The 16,631-nt window shown below is 53.2% G+C and carries 16 protein-coding genes; 12 read left to right on the top strand and 4 right to left on the bottom strand.

Annotation, left to right across the window (positions count from 1 at the left end; translation table 11 throughout):
• Positions 1-22 precede the first annotated feature (22 nt).
• From ABS784_RS12770 to ABS784_RS12760, 3 genes are all read left to right on the top strand, one after another.
• Positions 23-472 (top strand): acyl-CoA thioesterase, encoded by a 450-nt coding sequence (locus tag ABS784_RS12770; protein WP_011231476.1) that lies wholly within the window; start codon positions 23-25, stop codon positions 470-472.
• Positions 473-559: 87 nt separating this feature from the next.
• On the top strand, positions 560-2,338 hold the full coding sequence (locus ABS784_RS12765) for an adenine deaminase C-terminal domain-containing protein (protein ID WP_020279578.1): 1,779 nt from the start codon (positions 560-562) through the stop codon (positions 2,336-2,338).
• A 145-nt stretch (positions 2,339-2,483) separates the two neighbouring features.
• Entirely contained in the window at positions 2,484-3,461 is a 978-nt protein-coding gene (locus ABS784_RS12760) for a bile acid:sodium symporter family protein (protein ID WP_352512709.1), read from the top strand.
• 139 nt (positions 3,462-3,600) lie between these two features.
• Here ABS784_RS12760 and ABS784_RS12755 read toward each other — a convergent pair whose 3' ends face one another.
• The 3 genes from ABS784_RS12755 to ABS784_RS12745 all read right to left on the bottom strand — a co-directional run bounded on the left by ABS784_RS12755 (position 3,601) and on the right by ABS784_RS12745 (position 6,055).
• Positions 3,601-4,422, bottom strand: a complete 822-nt coding sequence (locus ABS784_RS12755; RefSeq protein WP_023633580.1) for a rhamnogalacturonan acetylesterase — start codon at positions 4,420-4,422, stop codon at positions 3,601-3,603.
• A 99-nt stretch (positions 4,423-4,521) separates the two neighbouring features.
• Complete coding sequence (locus tag ABS784_RS12750; protein WP_033012777.1) at positions 4,522-4,977, bottom strand: CBO0543 family protein; 456 nt, start codon at positions 4,975-4,977, stop codon at positions 4,522-4,524.
• Positions 4,904-6,055, bottom strand: a complete 1,152-nt coding sequence (locus ABS784_RS12745; protein ID WP_062898682.1) for a DUF2515 domain-containing protein — start codon at positions 6,053-6,055, stop codon at positions 4,904-4,906. The genes ABS784_RS12750 and ABS784_RS12745 overlap by 74 nt, the downstream gene beginning before the upstream one ends.
• Before the next feature lie 84 nt (positions 6,056-6,139).
• Between ABS784_RS12745 and shc the strand changes: the two genes are divergently transcribed.
• The 5 genes from shc to ABS784_RS12720 all read left to right on the top strand — a co-directional run bounded on the left by shc (position 6,140) and on the right by ABS784_RS12720 (position 11,270).
• Positions 6,140-7,996, top strand: coding sequence for a squalene--hopene cyclase (gene shc, locus ABS784_RS12740; RefSeq protein WP_020279584.1), 1,857 nt, complete (start codon positions 6,140-6,142; stop codon positions 7,994-7,996).
• 230 nt (positions 7,997-8,226) lie between these two features.
• Positions 8,227-9,477, top strand: coding sequence for an esterase/lipase family protein (locus tag ABS784_RS12735; protein WP_352512724.1), 1,251 nt, complete (start codon positions 8,227-8,229; stop codon positions 9,475-9,477).
• A 124-nt stretch (positions 9,478-9,601) separates the two neighbouring features.
• Positions 9,602-10,189 (top strand): Uma2 family endonuclease, encoded by a 588-nt coding sequence (locus ABS784_RS12730; protein ID WP_023633585.1) that lies wholly within the window; start codon positions 9,602-9,604, stop codon positions 10,187-10,189.
• Between the two features lie 2 nt (positions 10,190-10,191).
• The gene (locus ABS784_RS12725) at positions 10,192-10,497 is read left to right on the top strand and encodes a 4a-hydroxytetrahydrobiopterin dehydratase (RefSeq protein ID WP_014196047.1); all 306 of its coding nucleotides are present in this window, start codon (positions 10,192-10,194) and stop codon (positions 10,495-10,497) included.
• On the top strand, positions 10,494-11,270 hold the full coding sequence (locus ABS784_RS12720; RefSeq protein ID WP_021322426.1) for a 3-hydroxybutyrate dehydrogenase: 777 nt from the start codon (positions 10,494-10,496) through the stop codon (positions 11,268-11,270). The genes ABS784_RS12725 and ABS784_RS12720 overlap by 4 nt, the downstream gene beginning before the upstream one ends.
• Before the next feature lie 53 nt (positions 11,271-11,323).
• On the opposite strand, the gene ABS784_RS12715 is transcribed toward ABS784_RS12720, so the two are convergent.
• The gene (locus tag ABS784_RS12715; RefSeq protein WP_014196045.1) at positions 11,324-11,851 is read right to left on the bottom strand and encodes a YceI family protein; all 528 of its coding nucleotides are present in this window, start codon (positions 11,849-11,851) and stop codon (positions 11,324-11,326) included.
• A gap of 163 nt (positions 11,852-12,014) precedes the next feature.
• On the opposite strand from ABS784_RS12715, the gene ABS784_RS12710 reads away from it, so the two are divergent.
• From ABS784_RS12710 to ABS784_RS12695, 4 genes are all read left to right on the top strand, one after another.
• The gene (locus ABS784_RS12710; RefSeq protein WP_025039049.1) at positions 12,015-12,872 is read left to right on the top strand and encodes a MurR/RpiR family transcriptional regulator; all 858 of its coding nucleotides are present in this window, start codon (positions 12,015-12,017) and stop codon (positions 12,870-12,872) included.
• Positions 12,873-13,005: 133 nt separating this feature from the next.
• Complete coding sequence (gene murQ, locus ABS784_RS12705) at positions 13,006-13,893, top strand: N-acetylmuramic acid 6-phosphate etherase (RefSeq protein ID WP_014196043.1); 888 nt, start codon at positions 13,006-13,008, stop codon at positions 13,891-13,893.
• Positions 13,894-13,917: 24 nt separating this feature from the next.
• A complete protein-coding gene (locus ABS784_RS12700) occupies positions 13,918-15,282 on the top strand; it encodes a PTS transporter subunit EIIC (protein ID WP_014196042.1) in 1,365 nt (454 codons plus the stop codon).
• Positions 15,283-15,294: 12 nt separating this feature from the next.
• Positions 15,295-16,359: a MupG family TIM beta-alpha barrel fold protein gene (locus ABS784_RS12695; protein WP_144329755.1), complete on the top strand. Its 1,065-nt coding sequence runs from the start codon at positions 15,295-15,297 to the stop codon at positions 16,357-16,359.
• Positions 16,360-16,631 lie beyond the last annotated feature (272 nt).

Below are 16,631 nucleotides of genomic sequence, written 5' to 3'. Positions count from 1 at the left end.
GAGGCGAAAGGAACGATCGGCTATGAAGCAAAACGAGTTTCAGCTGCGCGTCAACTTTGGCGATACCGATGCAGCCGGCATCGTCTATTACCCCAACTACTTTAAATGGTTTGATATTGCCGGCCATCAGTTTTTCCGCAGCATAGGATTGTCACCAGCAAAACTGATGAAAGAACAAAATATCATTCTTCCGTTGCTTGATGTCGGCTGTACGTTTGAGCGCCCGTTATATTACGATGACATTATTACGATTAAAACAACGGCGGAAGAAGTCAACAGGAAAACGATCAAGCTGCGCCATGAAGTGTTCCGCCAAGATGTGCGAACCGGCCACGGTTTTGAGTTAAGAGGATGGGTGAAAGAGGAGAACGGGCGCATGTTTGCCGTGCCGATTCCCGACGATGTCCGGCAGTTGTTGGAGGAAGACGGAGTAGGGGCATGTGTCCATATGAATCCGTTGCTGAATGCCTAATGAATGGGAAAGGAATGGGAAAGCCAAGTTCGCCTTGCTGCGTCTTGGCTTGCTTTTTCTCTAAGCTGAGGAAGGGGGAAAGGGCTTATGATTCGAACAGCGAAGCGGACGGAGTTGATTGAAGTAGCGCAAGGGCGCCGTCCGGCCGATATCGTCATTCAGGGTGGAACGGTAGCCAACGTCTATTCGGGCGAATTTTTGCGTCAAAACGTCGCCATTTATCAAGATGCAATTGCCTATGTCGGGGAAAACGAAGTTGCGATCGATGAACATACGATCGTCATCGACGCAGAGGGGATGTATGTTTCACCCGGATTCATCGAGCCTCACGCTCACCCATGGGTGATTTACAATCCCGTCAGCATGACGGCCAAAGTGTTGCCGCTCGGCACGACGACGACGGTGAACGACGACTTGTTTTTTTATTTGCATTTTGGCGTCGATGGCTTTCGGCAGATGATCGAAGATTTGCGGGCGCTGCCGGGCAATTTCTTTTGGCTCGTCCGTTTGGTGTCGCAAGCTGATTTTTCAGGGGAGCGTGATTGGTTCGACCCGCAGGAAATTCGAAAGCTGCTCGAGATGGATGAAGTCGTCGGGACGGCGGAAGTGACAAGATGGCCGCTGTTGTATCAAGGTGATCCTTTTTTAATCGATACGATTGAAGCAGCGAAACGTGCGAGAAAAGTCGTTGATGGCCACACGGCCGGCTGTTCGTATGAGAAACTCAACAGCATTGCCGCAAGCGGCGTCAGCGCCTGCCATGAAGCTATCACGGCTGAAGAGGCGCTCCATCGGCTGCGGCTCGGCCTATGGACGACGCTTCGTCATAGCTCGCTCCGCCCGGATTTCCCGGAAATCATCCGCTTGATCACAGAGAAAAAGGTCAGCACGCAACGAATCACGATGACAACAGACGGTCCGCATCCGGGTTTTATTGAGCGAGAAGGGTTTGTGGACGGGTTGGTTCGGAAGGCCGTGGAGCTCGGTGTGCCGCCGATGACCGCCCTACAAATGGCGACCATCAACGCAGCGACATATTTGCGGCTTGATGATGACATCGGCGGCATTGCCCCCGGCAAACTCGCCGATATCATTTTGCTCCCTGATTTGGTCACTTTCAAGCCGTCGCTTGTCATTTCCAAAGGAAGCATCGTTGCCCGCGACGGCAAGCTGCTCGCGTCGCTGCCAGCCATCGACTGGAATCGGTATGTGTCGAAAAAGCCGTTTTTGTTTGCGAAAGAGCGGCTTGAGGACGAGCATCTATACCACTATCCGCATCCAGGGCCAAACAAGCCGGTGCCGGTCGCGTATTTTAAAAGCAATGTCATTACTGAACGGAAAGAGGTGGCTCTTCCATCTGTTGACGGCTATGCGGATCTTTCCCAGCATCCAGGGCTGTTGTATGCCGCGCTCATCGCCCGCAACGGGCAATGGGTAGCCAAAGCCATTTTGGAGCGGTTTGCCGTCGATATTGATGGCATGGCGTCCACGTACAACACAACGACCGAACTGCTTGTCATCGGCCGGAATCCGAAAGCGATGGCGGCAGCGGCGAAAAAAGTGTATGAGATGGGTGGCGGGATTGTCGTCGTGGATGACGGCAAGACAGTGGTGGAAATTCCGCTGCCGTTTACCGGCATGATGACAACCGACCATTCGTTTGACACGGCTGTCCGTTTCCATGACGAACTGCTTGCAGTCCTCCAGAAACGTGGATTTCCTTTTCACGATATTTTGTACACGCTGTTGTTTTTAACATGCGACTTTTTGCCAGGCCTTCGCCTCATCCCGTACGGTTTGTATGATGTGAAGCGAGGAGAGGTCGTCTTGCCGGCTGAACGGTTAGAGGAAAAAGTGGCGAAATAGCTAAGGAGCTGGCTGGCCGATCGTTGTCCATCGGTTTTGGCGAAAATTTGTCGCTCCAATGGGGCGATCACGGTGTATAATGGGGAGGTGTAGGCATAGCAAAGGCGAGCACACCCCTTCATGACCAGATTGGGAGATGAAACCGATGTGGCAAACGATCAATCGCCGGCTTGAGAAGACGCTCCCGTTTCTCACGCCGGCGAGTGTGGCGGCAGGCTTATGGCTGTCTGAGGAGTTGCGCGGCTATGCGGCGCTTGTGCCATGGCTGTTTGCGTTTATGACGTTTAGTGGAAGTTTGCGGCTGCGTTTGGCTGATTTGAAAGAGGCGCTCATCCATCCTCGTCCGATCGCTGCGGCGCTATGTCTGCTTCACCTTGTCGTCCCGCTTTGGGCGTTTGGGCTTGGGCATCTGTTTTTTGGCAGCGATCGGTTGACGGTGATCGGATTTGTGTTGGCAACGGCCATTCCGACCGGGGTGACGAGCTTCATCTGGGTGTCGATCGGACGGGGAAACTTGGCGTTGGCGCTGTCCGTCATTTTGATTGATACGTTTTTGTCGCCGGTCGTTGTGCCGCTGACGTTGCTTGTATTGGCCGGAAGCGCGGTCGAGCTCGACGTGGGCCAGATGATGCTTGGTTTGTTTTTTATGATCATTTTGCCGTCGCTAGGCGGCATGTTCGTGAGCGAACGGCTGTCCAATCAGGTGAATGAACGGCTTGCCATGGTATTGTCGCCGTTTTCCAAGCTGGCGCTGGCGCTTGTCGTCATGATCAACAGCGCGGTCGTCGCCCCGTATTTTGGCCGTGTTGACGCCCGGCTGTTTTTCATGGCGTTGCTCGTCTTGGTGATCGCAAGCTCCGGCTATTTTCTTTCTTGGATGGCCGCCCGTTGGCTCAGATTTGCCCCGGCGGACATCATCGCGTTGACGTTTACCGGCGGGATGCGCAACATCAGCGCCGGCGCGGTGCTCGCGATGACGTATTTTCCGCCGGCAGTCAGCGTGCCGGTCGTTCTCGGCATGCTGTTTCAACAAGTGCTCGCGTCCATATACCACCGCTTGTTGAACAAAACGTACCATTCACCAACGAGCGGCAGAGCGCCATACGTCGGAAGCGCCCGGTAGAGAGGCAGGCGGTATGCCGGCTGTCGGACAGCGCCTAGCGGGAGTAAAAAGGGAGCACACACCCGCCCTAGGTGGGACGGGGGCGGGAAAAAGCAGGCGAGGCGCTGCCGGTGTCACGATGTTTCGCCGCTGAGGCGGTCTAGTGACCGCCTGGCTGAACGGTCTCGTATGGCGAACGGATGAGGTGGCGGCGAAGAGGGAGATTCAGTTCGACGATGCCTTCGACGACCAAACGGGCGATTTCTTTCGCCCCGCGCTGATGAAAATGGGTGTTGTCTTTGATGCCTTTCGGATAATTGGGGTGTTCGCCCGGCTCAAGCCATAAAAACCACCGCTTCGTCCGTTCCGGTCCAAGCTGTTCAAACCGTTGTTTGCTTTTCGTTGTCAAATCGATCACTGGGACACGTTCGTGTTTTCCGAGCGCTTTCATGGCGGCAGGATAGCGTCCGTGGGAATCGAGCGCCCGTCCGTCGGCAGAAAACCGCCGCCGTTCGACCGGGGTGATGAGGACGGGAATCGCCCCTTTGGCCCGGGCGCTGTCAATATATTGTTGTAAGTACGCTTGGTAAGAGGTGAACGGTTCGGTGTAACGCGCCGGATCGTTCGCCTTTTCATCGTTATGGCCAAACTGAATGAACAAATAATCGCCTTTTTTGAGCTCCCGCAAAATGCGCTCGAGCCGCCCTTCCTCAATAAAACTTTTCGCGCTTCGGCCAGAAGCGGCCATATTTTTGACCACTACGTGATCGTCAAACCAGCCGTCAAGCATTTCCCCCCATCCGGCTCGCGGTGCGCGGGAGCGGGGAGCGGCGGCGACCGTCGAGTCGCCGGCCAAATAGATGACAATGGTCGTCCCCCGTCTTGCTTTGGCTGCATCTCCGTTCGTCGCTGTCCTAGCCATTAGAACGGCGCCGATGGCAATGATGACGGAGCACAAGAAAGCGGCTTGTTTTCTTTTCAAACAGGTTCCTCCTACTCAACAACAGTTCGTCCTATTTTCGCCAACAGTTCGTTTCGTTGTTATCGTGGCTTGTCAGCCGCTTGTTTATGCGCATCGATGCTAGTCAATCCGTTGAAACCGGCGATAAAAGCTCCAGATGACGGCGAGAAATACGCCATACCCAGCAAAAGAATACGAATGCCTCCACAGAGCGGCGTGAACGAACAAGCCGTACGCTTCTGCTTTCGTTTCGAATGTTGCCATCAATGCGGCCGATGCGATGATCAAGCCAATGCGTCCGAGGCGGCCAAGCCGCTCCATCAGGCAAAGAAACAAGACGGTGCATAGCGGAAGAACCACCATCGTAAAGAAAATATCGATCGAAAAGAGGGATGGAAACGGGCGCTTCGGAAAGACGTACACCCCTTTTCCGGTGAAATACAAATCCAAATACGTCCCGGCCCAAGAGGAAAGCAGCGCCGAGGCAAGATAGGCGCGGCGCCTAGCGCGCGTGGAAGAAGGCGTTTTTGGCGATGATCGCCAGTTCGATTTTTTCAAGTGTTTCACAATACGCATGAACGATCTCCCCATTGATCCGTTGTTCCGGTTTAACAAGATAGCGGACGACGTGCGGATCTGTAAACCAATCGCCAGGTTCGGCCGCCTCATGGACGACGTTTTTCCACGCGTGACGAAGCTGTGGGCTGTACAGGCGCGGGGCGCCGGGAACGATTTGGCAGTCGCGGACGCGGCGGCGGTACGGTTCCCTTGGAAACGATTCGCACACATCGTTAAACAAGTGCGGCCAATAATCTTTGCGCGAACCGGTATGCGGATGGCTGACAGCCCAGCGCACCGCATTTTCCAGCGTTTCTTCATTGTCAAACAAAATCGAGTACAGCCGTTTGCCAAGCAAAATGCGTTCATGGAGCGACTCAAACTGATGAAGCGTTTGACCGATCAAAGCGGTGCCGCCTTGGCCGTCGTCATGCGGGAACAAGATGTGATTGAAATGGAGCAGCTCTTGTAGTTGAAATTTGAGCGTCTGAAAAACGGTTTGCTGAAATACGGGATGTTGAATGACTCGTCGTTCCAAATAGCTTTGTTCGTTAATCACGAGGGCGATGGCCAACGTGTACAGATCGCCGCGGTGCCAAAAATGATTCCATATCGTTTCCATAAACGTCGAAACGCCAACATACGGCAATAAATAAAAGAGCGGTCGGCCGTACTTTTGGCTTTCTTCATACAGCAAAAACTGCGGATAAATATCTTGGAAAATCAGCCAGTTGCCGCGCTCCAAAAAGGTGAAAAACGACTGCCGCTCGTCTTCCGAGAGCAGCCGCATGAGCAGCTCCCCTTTTAAGTCGGTCATGTTCCAGCCGCCGTTGCGCGACACCATATGTCCTAAAAACGCCCAATGAATTTCGCGATGGCGCAAGTAAAAATCGAGATACGCCGCCGTTCGGGTCACATTGTTTTCGTTGTGTTCCGCGGTCACCGCCCGGATGCGGCGGATGAGCTGCCGCTCTTTGGCGGTTAAGTCACGTTCAGATACGATCGTGTACCCTTTCTTTTGCTTTTTCTTTAATTCCCGATAGACGTCAACAAGGGAAAGGGGAAGGGATGACGCTTTCGGCCTCAGGCAACGCATAGTGACCCCCTTTGGTGCATCGACCGCCCACCAGACGAATAAATATGGAAGGAAACGGAATTTTGTGAAAAAGGAAGGCGATGCATGGTGGCCGACGAACGAAGCACGTTGATTGCCGTGCTCAAACGGTCGCAAGCGGCCGACGGATCGTGGCGGTTTCCGTTTGAAACAGGCATTTCGACAGACGCCTATATGATCATTTTATTACGGACGCTTGAAATAAATGATGAACCGTTGATTCAAGCGCTCGTCAAGCGAATCGAGAGCCGGCAAGGGGCAAACGGGGCGTGGAAGCTGTTTGCGGATGAAGGTGACGGCAATGTGACAGCGACAACCGAGGCGTATTATGCCTTGCTTTACTCCGGCTACCGAAAAAAAACCGATCCGCACATGCAAAAGGCAAAAATGCGCATTTTGGAAATGGGCGGTTTAGAGAACGTCCATCTATTTACAAAAGTGATGCTGGCTTTGACTGGACAGTACCCATGGCCTAGGCGGTTTCCGCTGCCGCTTGCCTTTTTCCTTCTCCCCCCGTCGTTTCCGCTTAATATGTATGACCTTTCCGTGTATGGAAGGGCGAACATGATTCCGCTTCTCGTCGCCGCGGAGCGCCGGTACAGTAGGAAAACGGCGAAAAGCCCAGACTTGTGTGATTTGGCCGCTTCCCGTGGAGGTTGGCGGCTGCCGGAAAACCGGGCGCTATGGTCATACATCAAGCGAGCGTTGATCGGTTTTCCGGCTGAACTGCACGATGCCGCCAAACGACGCGCCGTCCGTTATATGTTTGATCATATTGAGCCGGACGGAACGTTGTACAGCTACTTCAGTTCGACGTTTTTGTTCATTTTTGCGCTGCTCGCGCTTGGTTATCCAAAAGACGACCCGCATATTGTCCGAGCTGTTCGCGGTTTGCGCTCACTGCGAACCGAAATCGATGGGCATACGCATATGCAATATACAACCGCTTCCGTCTGGAATACGGCGTTGGCGAGCTATGCGCTGCAGGAAGCGGGCGTGCCGCCGACCGACCGGACGATTGAGAAAGCGAACCGCTATTTGTTGTCGCGCCAGCACATTCGCTACGGCGACTGGGCGGTGCACAACCCGTACGGCGTACCGGGCGGCTGGGGATTTTCCGATGTGAATACGATGAACCCGGATGTCGACGATACGACCGCCGCGCTGCGCGCCATCCGTCGGGCGGCGGACAAAGAGACGGCGTTTCGCCATGCGTGGGACCGGGCGAATCGATGGCTGTTTTCGATGCAAAACAATGACGGCGGGTTTGCGGCGTTTGAAAAGAACGTAGGCAAACGGTTTTGGCGGTATTTGCCGATCGAAGGGGCGGAGTTTTTATTGATGGATCCGTCAACAGCCGATTTGACCGGACGGACGCTCGAATATTTCGGAACGTTCGCTGGATTAACGAAAGACCACTCCGCCATCGCCCGCGCCGTCGACTGGCTGCTTGACCATCAGAAAGCCGACGGTTCGTGGTATGGGCGCTGGGGGATTTGCTATGTGTACGGCACATGGGCGGCGGTGACGGGACTTTCGGCTGTCGGCATCCCAGCCGATCACCCGGCGATGCAAAAAGCTGTTCATTGGCTTTTAAGCATCCAAAATGCTGATGGCGGCTGGGGTGAATCGTGCAAAAGTGACGGAGCCAAGACGTATGTGCCGCTTGGCGCCAGCACGCCGGTCCATACCGCCTGGGCGCTTGATGCGCTAGTCGCCGCTGCCGATCGTCCGACCGCGGAAATAAAAGCCGGCGTTCGCGCCCTAGTCCGTATGCTTCATCACCCGGATTGGACCGCCTCGTACCCGGTCGGACAAGGGATGGCCGGCGCCTTTTACATCCATTACCATGGCTACCGCTACATTTTTCCGCTGTTGGCGCTCGCCCATTACGAGCAAAAGTTCGGACCGTTTGTGGATTAGCCAACCGTCCGTACGAGGCGGTGATGGAACGCTGCCATGACATAGTGCATCACCCTCTCGCTGTCGGCGAGAAACGAAATATGACGGCACAAAAGTGCATTTTTCTCTTTCCCTCATCAGAAAACCCGACAATTGCCGGGATTGAATAGCCTGGTTATTTAGTATAGAATATTCAGGTAATTCGGAATAAAGGGGTTCAGTCGATTCGAGGGGAGGAGAAGGAGAGCGTGATGAAATGCTGTCGGGTTATGTTTGTGTTGCTCGGATTATGGCTTGTGTTCGGCCTATCGGTCTCGGGAGGGCGAGCTGAAGCGGCAGTTTCACGCGCCAACGATGCGCCGATTGTACTTCTCCATGGCTTTACTGGCTGGGGAAGAGAAGAAATGTTTGGGTTCAAGTACTGGGGCGGCGTGCGCGGCGATATCGAACAATGGCTGAACGACAACGGTTATCGAACTTATACGCTGGCGGTCGGACCGCTCTCGAGCAACTGGGACCGGGCGTGTGAAGCGTATGCTCAGCTTGTCGGCGGGACGGTCGATTATGGGGCAGCCCATGCGGCAAAGCACGGCCATGCGCGGTTTGGCCGCACTTATCCCGGCCTGTTGCCGGAATTGAAAAGGGGTGGCCGCATCCATATCATCGCCCACAGCCAAGGGGGGCAGACGGCCCGCATGCTTGTCTCGCTCCTAGAGAACGGAAGCCAAGAAGAGCGGGAGTACGCCAAGGCGCACAACGTGTCGTTGTCACCGTTGTTTGAAGGTGGACATCATTTTGTGTTGAGTGTGACGACCATCGCCACTCCTCATGACGGGACGACGCTTGTCAACATGGTTGATTTCACCGATCGCTTTTTTGACTTGCAAAAAGCGGTGTTGGAAGCGGCGGCTGTCGCCAGCAACGTGCCGTACACGAGTCAAGTATACGATTTTAAGCTCGACCAATGGGGACTGCGCCGCCAGCCGGGTGAATCGTTCGACCATTATTTTGAACGGCTCAAGCGCTCCCCTGTTTGGACGTCCACAGATACCGCCCGCTACGATTTATCCGTTTCCGGAGCTGAGAAGTTGAATCAATGGGTGCAAGCAAGCCCGAATACGTATTATTTGAGCTTTGCCACAGAACGGACGTATCGCGGAGCGCTCACAGGCAACTATTATCCCGAACTCGGAATGAATGCATTCAGCGCGGTCGTATGCGCTCCGTTTCTCGGTTCGTACCGCAATCCGACGCTCGGCATTGACGACCGCTGGCTTGAAAACGATGGTATTGTCAATACGGTTTCCATGAACGGTCCAAAGCGTGGATCAAGCGATCGGATCGTACCGTATGACGGGGCGTTGAAAAAAGGGGTTTGGAATGACATGGGAACGTACAATGTCGACCATTTGGAAATCATCGGCGTTGACCCGAATCCGTCATTTGATATTCGCGCCTTTTATTTGCGACTTGCCGAGCAGTTGGCGAGCTTGCGGCCTTAAAACTAGTATTTTGCGAAAAAGCCATCTCGATCGGATGGCTCTTTTTTGAGGAGCAAGCTCTTGAGTTGTATGACGGCCGCGGATGTCCGATGGTATAATAGGGGCAAAGCAAGCGGGTGGGGGAATGGACGTGAAGCCGACCGAGCGGCAAAAGGAACGGTATACGTATCAAGATTATGTCAAGTGGGACGGACGGTGGGAGCTGATCAACGGCGTGCCCTACAACATGGCACCGGCCCCTTCATTTGTCCGCCAGTCTATCGTCGGTGAATTGTATGTCGCTTTGCGGGCATTTTTTCGTGAAAAAGGATGCACGGTTGTCATGGCGCCATTTGATGTACGCCTTGATGAGCAGGCGGACTATGAACAGGCGAAGCATGTCGTGCAACCAGATATCTCCGTCATTTGCGATCAAAGCCAAATTGGCAGCCGAGGCTGCGATGGTCCGCCTGACTTGGTAGTGGAAGTGCTTTCGCCAAGTACAGCGTTGAAAGATCGAAACGAAAAGTATATGTTGTACGAACAGTTTGGCGTCAAGGAATATTGGATCGTGGATCCGCTGCATCGAACGGTGGAAGTGTACGGCCGCGGCGAAAAAGGGTATGAGAAGCGGAGCGTCTTTGGCGAAGGCGATGTGCTCGTCTCGTTTTTGTTCGCTGATTTGACGGTTTCGCTGGCTGGCATATTTCAAAATATAGAGGGTGAGGGATAACGGTGCGGTTAACGGAAGAGGAAGTGCAAGCACTGCTTGAAAAAGCGGACGGCTGGAAGCTGGTCGATGAGCGGTGGATTGTGAAAAAATACCGTTTTCAAGACTACTTGCAAGGAATCGAGTTCGTTCGGCGAATCGCCGCGATTTCGGAAAACACAAACCACCACCCGTTCATTTCGATCGACTACAAGCTCATTACAGTGAAACTGTCCTCATGGCGGGCGAAAGGGCTGACGAAGCTCGATTTTGACTTGGCGAAGCAGTATGATGAGGTGTATAACCAGATGAAGCAGGGGGAAGGGGAATGATGGCGCATCGCACAGCCCTCGTCACCGGAGCGGCGCGGGGGATCGGTTATGAAGTGGCGAAAACGTTGGCAACCAACGGCGTGAACGTCGTGCTTGCCGACTTGAAGCAGGAAGAGGTGGAACAGGCGGCAGAGTCGTTGCGGCAGCTAGGCTGCGAGGCCGTCGGCGTCAAGTGTGATGTGACGGCGGAAGAAGAGGTGAAACAAACGATCCATGAAGCGGTCAAACGGTGGGAGCGTCTCGATATTGTCGTGAACAACGCCGGTTTGCAATATGTCGCCAATATTGAAGACTTTCCGACCGAGAAGTTCGAGCAGTTGATCCGCGTCATGCTCGTCGGCCCGTTTTTGGCCATTAAGCATGCGTTTCCGCTGATGAAGGAGCAGCGCTACGGCCGCATTATCAACATGGCGTCGATTAACGGATTGATCGGGTTTGCCGGAAAAGCCGCCTACAACAGCGCAAAACACGGGGTGATCGGCTTAACGAAAGTGGCGGCGCTAGAAGGGGCACCGTACGGCATTACGGTGAACGCACTTTGTCCGGGGTATGTCGACACAGAACTCGTCCGCAATCAGCTCGCTGATTTGGCGGCGACGAGAAAGGTGCCGCTTGAGAAGGTGCTCGAGGAAGTGATTTACCCGCTCGTGCCGCAGCGGCGGCTCTTGTCCGTTGAAGAAGTCGCCCATTATGTTCTCTTTTTGGCAGGCGAACAAGCGAAAGGAATCACCGGCCAGGCGGTCGTGATCGATGGCGGGTATACGGCGCAATGAAGCGCAATAAGCCCTTAGCCTCGCAAATGGCTAAGGGCTTGTTGCTTGGTCGTTCAGCTGAGAGCGAATTCAAAGCTCGCGAGGATTTTGACTTCTTTCCCGACGAGGAATCCGCCGGTTTCGAGCGCGACGTTCCATACCAACCCGTAGTCTTCGCGGTTGATCGTTCCTTCGACATCAAAACCGACCGAGATGCCGCCGGTGAGCGGGTTTTTCACTTGGCCGTTGTATTCGACTTTGAACGTTTCCGTTCTCGTCACGCCGCGGATCGTCAGCTTCCCGGTCACTTCATATTCCGTGTCGGAAAGCTTGCGCACGGACTCACTGACAAACGTAATGGTTGGATAGTTCTCGACATCGAAAAAGTCGGCCGAGCGGAGATGATTGTCGCGGTCGGCGTTTTTCGTATCGATCGAGGCGGCGTCGATCGTCGCTTTCACGTTCAGCGACTCGAGTTCGTTGATGTCGCCTTGCACCTCAACGTCAAAGTTGGTGAATTCCCCTTTCGCTTTGGAGATCATCATATGTCTCACTTGGAAGGCGACAGAGCTGTGCGCTTTGTCGAGTTGAAAGGTCGTCATGGTTCTCCTCCTCTTGTTCACGTAATGATCACATCATTATCATAGCAGATATATATCTTGAATTCAAACATTTTTTATTCAAGTTTTTTGTAGTGTAGAGTCCAAAGGGATATCCGTGATAAGATGGGGATAGCAACAGCGGCCGGAAAGGATGGGATCCATGATGAATGAAATAGGGATCTTAGCGAAAATCGAACAGCAGCTCGAGCAATTGTCGCCAGCGGAACAAAAAGTGGCTGCCTATCTTCTTCGCCATGCCGAGCTGATTCCAACGATGACCACCAAAGAACTGGCGCGGGCGGCTGATACAAGCGAGGCGAGTGTCGTTCGCTTTTGCAAGGCGATCGGCATCGGCAGCTTTCCAGGATTGAAGCTGGCGCTTGTTCGCGAGTTGGCGATGGCGGATATGAACATTAACGATTTTTCCATCATTGACAAGCCGAATGCGCCGTATGAGCTGTTTATGAAAGTGACCTATGTGAATAAGGCGGCCATTGAGGCAACGACGACAACACTCGATAAGCGCGAGTTAGAAAAAGCCGCTGAGGCGATGATCAAAGCCAAGAAGGTGGTTTTTTACGGAGTAGGCGGCTCGGCAGCGGCAGCGGTGGATGCTAGTTATAAGTTTACGAAACTTGGCTACATGGCGGCAACATCGCCTGATTTTCATATGATGCTGCCACTGGTGGCCCATTTGAAAGAAGGAGATGTGTTCGTGGCCATATCGACGTCAGGGCGGACGAAAGATGTATTGGAGATTGCCCGGTTTGCAAAAAAGCAGCAGGCGACAGTCATTGCCATTACAAAGCTTGATCCTTCATCACCGTTATATAAGGAAGCGGATATTCGACTTGCGCTGCCGGATGTTGAGCAAGACCATCGCATTGGCAGTATGGCATCGAGAATGGTGCAGCTCAACGTGATCGATGCCTTGTATTTGATTACGTTCCATCGAGTGGGAAGCCGGATCATTGAACGATTTCATCAAACAAGAGAAGAAGTGGTGCGGTTGCGGAGGTAAAGCGGGCCTGTGACGGGCCCGCTTTTTTGTAGGAATGTTTCAAACAAAAAAGAATAGATTGATATTTTATTTCATAAATTTATAATATAATTATGAAATATAATTTCTTAAAACATGCAAAGAGGTGACAAAATTGCTTGAACATCTTGCGACAGAGCAACGAAACGAAAAGACGAAACATTTGGATGGAATGACGACAAGAGAAATTTTAGACGTCATGAATGAAGAAGACCAGGCTGCGGTCATTGCAGTATCCAAGCAACTGGATTGTATTGAAAAAGTCGTCCATCTTGTCATCGCCGCATTTCGGCGTGGGGGGCGGTTGATTTACGTCGGGGCGGGGACGAGCGGCCGGCTCGGATTGCTTGATGCGGTCGAATGCCCGCCGACGTTTGGAACCGAACCGTCCATGGTGCAGGCGATTCTTGCCGGAGGACTGGAAGCGATTGCGAAGGCGGTGGAAGGAGCGGAAGATGATGAAGAGGCTGCTGTTCGCGATCTGCAGGCAGTCGGCTTGACGGAAAACGATGTCGTTATTGGCATTGCAGCGAGCGGTCGAACGCCATATGTCGTTAGCGCCCTTCGTTACGCCAAACAAATCGGGGCATCGACCGGAAGCATCGCCTGCAATAAAGGAGCCGTCATTAGCGAGTATGCCGATGCGGCGGTGGAAATCGAAACAGGGCCGGAAGTGTTGGCCGGTTCAACGAGGTTAAAAGCTGGGACAGCACAAAAAATGGTGCTCAACATGATTTCTACGGCAGCGATGGTCGGGATCGGCAAAGTGTATGGGAACTGGATGGTCGATGTACAAGCGACAAATGAAAAGTTAAAAGAGCGGGCAAAGCGCATTTTAATAGAGGCGACAGGAGTCAGCGCCGAAGAGGCGTCCCGTTATTATGAACAGGCTAAAGGGGAGGTGAAAACAGCGATCGTGATGATTTTGCGCCAATGCGGTTATGAAGAGGCAAAAAAACGACTGCAGCAAGCCGAAGGGTTTGTGCGTAAAGCGCTTGAATAACGAAATAAGGGGGAGAGAAATATCATGACTCGAGAACAACAAATAGCAATATCGATACTTCAGTACGTTGGGGGAAAAGAAAACATCACCCGCGTTGCCCATTGCATGACGCGGGTGCGCGTGTCGTTGCGCGATCCGGGCAAAGCGAACATGGACGCCTTAACACAGATCGAAGGGGTCATGGGAGTCATTGAGGATGAGACTTTGCAAATCGTTGTTGGCCCGGGCGTTGTCAATAAAGTAGCGGCTGCGTTATGCGAGCTTGCCGGTTTAGAACTTGGGGAAGTAATTGAAGATGGGATGGAGGATATCGCGGAGCGGACAAAAGCGGAAGTCAAAGCGCGTCAGCAAACGCCGCTAAAGCGATTGCTTCGTAAAATCGGCAGCATCTTCATTCCGCTTATTCCTGGGTTGGTTGCATCGGGGATTATTAACGGAATCGCCAACTTTGCGAAAAACGCCGGCGTTGATCCGCAGACGACGTGGCTGCAGCTGTTATTGTTGATAGGCGGGGGGATTTTTGCCTCACTTGGCGTGTTAGTCGGATATAATACAGCGAAAGAGTTTGGCGGCACTCCTGTATTAGGAGCGATTGCCGGTATTCTCGTCTTCAACCCGGCATTGGCTGATATAAAACTATTTGGGGAAGCGCTTACACCTGGGAGGGGAGGACTGTTTGCCGTTTTGCTTGCCGCTTGGCTCATGGCGGCGGTCGAAAAACGGGTGCGTTCGTTTGTGCCGAATACGGTCGACATTATTGTCACGCCGCTCGTTACCGTATTAATCGTCTGTCTATTCACTTTGATCGCGGTACAGCCGCTTGCCGGTTGGTTGTCGTTAGCGATTACAAGCGGGCTGAAAGCGGTGCTTGACATCGGTGGAGTAGTCGCTGGCGCTGTGTTGGCCGGAACGTTTTTGCCGCTCGTGATGGTCGGACTGCATCACGGATTAACCCCGATTCATATGGAATTGATTCAAAAATTAGGCTCGACACCTCTACTGCCGGTATTGGCGATGGCTGGAGCCGGTCAAGTTGGAGCAGCGATGGCCGTGTATGTCAAAACAAAAAACAAGCGGCTTCGCAACATTATCAAAGGGGCATTGCCGGTTGGATTTTTAGGCATCGGGGAGCCGCTGTTGTACGGGGTGACATTGCCGCTTGGGCGGCCGTTTGTTACCGCGTGCTTGGGAGCGGCGGTCGGCGGTGCATTTCAAGCGGTGATGAAAACAGCGGCGCTTGGCATTGGCGTGTCTGGGCTGTCACTCATCCCGCTCATTGCTGATGCGAAATATATGACGTATTTCATCGGATTGGTCATTTCCTATGCGTTTGGGTTCCTGTTTACCTATTGGTTCGGGTTTAAAGAGGAAATGGCAGAAAATATATAGAGAGGGATGGCGATGCTTTCCTTTTCCTTTTATCTTTTTCAACCGTTTGAACAAATCGAAGAAGCGTTTCGGAAAGCGGCGAGTTGTGGAGCGAGGGAACTGTTTACTTCGCTGCACCTTTTGAAGGGAAAAGAACTAGGCGAGCAAGAGAAGTTGGAATGGATCGGCCGGCTCGCCCGCCACTACGGGGTGGGGGTGGTAGCAGACGCCACCCCCACCGTGCTTTCGTACTTGCCAACCGGCGTTGGCGTTGCCAGGGCGCTCAACGAGTGGGGGATGGTCGGGCTGCGGCTTGACGACGGCTTCTCGTGGGACGAAACGGTGCAGCTTTCCAAGCAGATGAAAGTCGTATTGAACGCCAGTACGATCACAGAAAGCGAAATTCAGGAGTTGACATCGCGACAAATCGACTGGGCGGGGGTGGAAGCATGGCATAACTTTTACCCGCGCCCGGAAACTGGTCTTTCGGGCGACACGCTCATGAAACAAAACCGAATGTTGCGCCAATGCGGCATAGCATCAATCGGCACCTTTGTCCCTGGCAATGCCCAAAAGCGCGGTCCGCTTTACAAAGGGCTGCCAACGTTAGAGGATCATCGGGAAGCTGATCCGGTCTACGCCTATATCGAGTCGATCAAAACGTATAAGGTGGAAAAAGTGTTTGTTGGAGACTTATCGGTGTCGGACGATGTGCTTAGGCGAATGGAGTGGGTGCGGCAAGAAATCATTCCCATTCGCTACCGGCCAATCGTATCAGCCCGCTGGCTGTCTCTTATCGAAACAGTGCACACGAATCGGCGTGACGCTGCCCGTGATGTGATTCGCTCAGTTGAATCTCGCTGCACCCTTGCATGGCCGCAGGAAGCGTTGCATTCCATCGATCCGGCGCCGCGGCCGATCGGAAGCGTGACGATTGACAACGAACGCTACGGTCGTTATGCTGGGGAACTGCAAATCACCTTAACGGATCTTCCCGCTGATGACAAAGTCAACGTCATCGGCAGGGTGATTAAGGAAGATGTGCCGCTGCTTCAGCACATCCATGGCGGCCGTCCGTTTTGTCTCATTCGTTGCTAGCGAAGAGCGGCGCAGTTGGCATAAGGAATGAAAAAGGTTGACCTGTCCTAAAGGCAGCCCCATCATCATGTAGAAGACTGGCCATTTAACAGGAAACGCAACTTCATCATCCCGAGTTCCAAGTTTTTCGCATTTGCGGGTCGTGAAGTGAAGGGGATGGTGGATTCCCCACCCCTAGAAGCCTAGTGAAAAACGGGGCGTCGCGCGCAAATCAACGGCGTTGGATCAGAATCGCAAGTCCGTCCGGCAAGGTTTCTCTAATTGAAAAATAG

It is taken from the genome of Geobacillus sp. G4 (assembly GCF_040327975.1).
GTDB classification, from domain to species: Bacteria; Bacillota; Bacilli; order Bacillales; family Anoxybacillaceae; genus Geobacillus; species Geobacillus thermoleovorans.
The sequence above is the reverse complement of the archived record's forward strand: the minus strand, read 5'-3'. Positions and strand labels throughout refer to the sequence as shown.

Bases quoted from the DNA above. Each gene is read 5' to 3' on its own strand.
- ABS784_RS12770 (WP_011231476.1), top strand. From the start codon at position 23: ATGAAGCAAAACGAGTTTCAGCTGCGCGTCAACTTTGGCGATACCGAT.
- shc (WP_020279584.1), top strand. From the start codon at position 6,140: ATGGTGGCCGACGAACGAAGCACGTTGATTGCCGTGCTCAAACGGTCG.
- ABS784_RS12720 (WP_021322426.1), top strand. From the start codon at position 10,494: ATGATGGCGCATCGCACAGCCCTCGTCACCGGAGCGGCGCGGGGGATC.
- ABS784_RS12700 (WP_014196042.1), top strand. From the start codon at position 13,918: ATGACTCGAGAACAACAAATAGCAATATCGATACTTCAGTACGTTGGG.
- ABS784_RS12750 (WP_033012777.1), bottom strand. From the start codon at position 4,977: ATGCGTATTGTGAAACACTTGAAAAAATCGAACTGGCGATCATCGCCA.
- ABS784_RS12760 (WP_352512709.1), top strand. From the start codon at position 2,484: ATGTGGCAAACGATCAATCGCCGGCTTGAGAAGACGCTCCCGTTTCTC.
- ABS784_RS12695 (WP_144329755.1), top strand. From the start codon at position 15,295: ATGCTTTCCTTTTCCTTTTATCTTTTTCAACCGTTTGAACAAATCGAA.
- ABS784_RS12745 (WP_062898682.1), bottom strand. From the start codon at position 6,055: ATGCGTTGCCTGAGGCCGAAAGCGTCATCCCTTCCCCTTTCCCTTGTT.
- ABS784_RS12730 (WP_023633585.1), top strand. From the start codon at position 9,602: ATGGACGTGAAGCCGACCGAGCGGCAAAAGGAACGGTATACGTATCAA.
- ABS784_RS12765 (WP_020279578.1), top strand. From the start codon at position 560: ATGATTCGAACAGCGAAGCGGACGGAGTTGATTGAAGTAGCGCAAGGG.
- ABS784_RS12710 (WP_025039049.1), top strand. From the start codon at position 12,015: ATGAATGAAATAGGGATCTTAGCGAAAATCGAACAGCAGCTCGAGCAA.
- ABS784_RS12735 (WP_352512724.1), top strand. From the start codon at position 8,227: ATGAAATGCTGTCGGGTTATGTTTGTGTTGCTCGGATTATGGCTTGTG.
- ABS784_RS12715 (WP_014196045.1), bottom strand. From the start codon at position 11,851: ATGACGACCTTTCAACTCGACAAAGCGCACAGCTCTGTCGCCTTCCAA.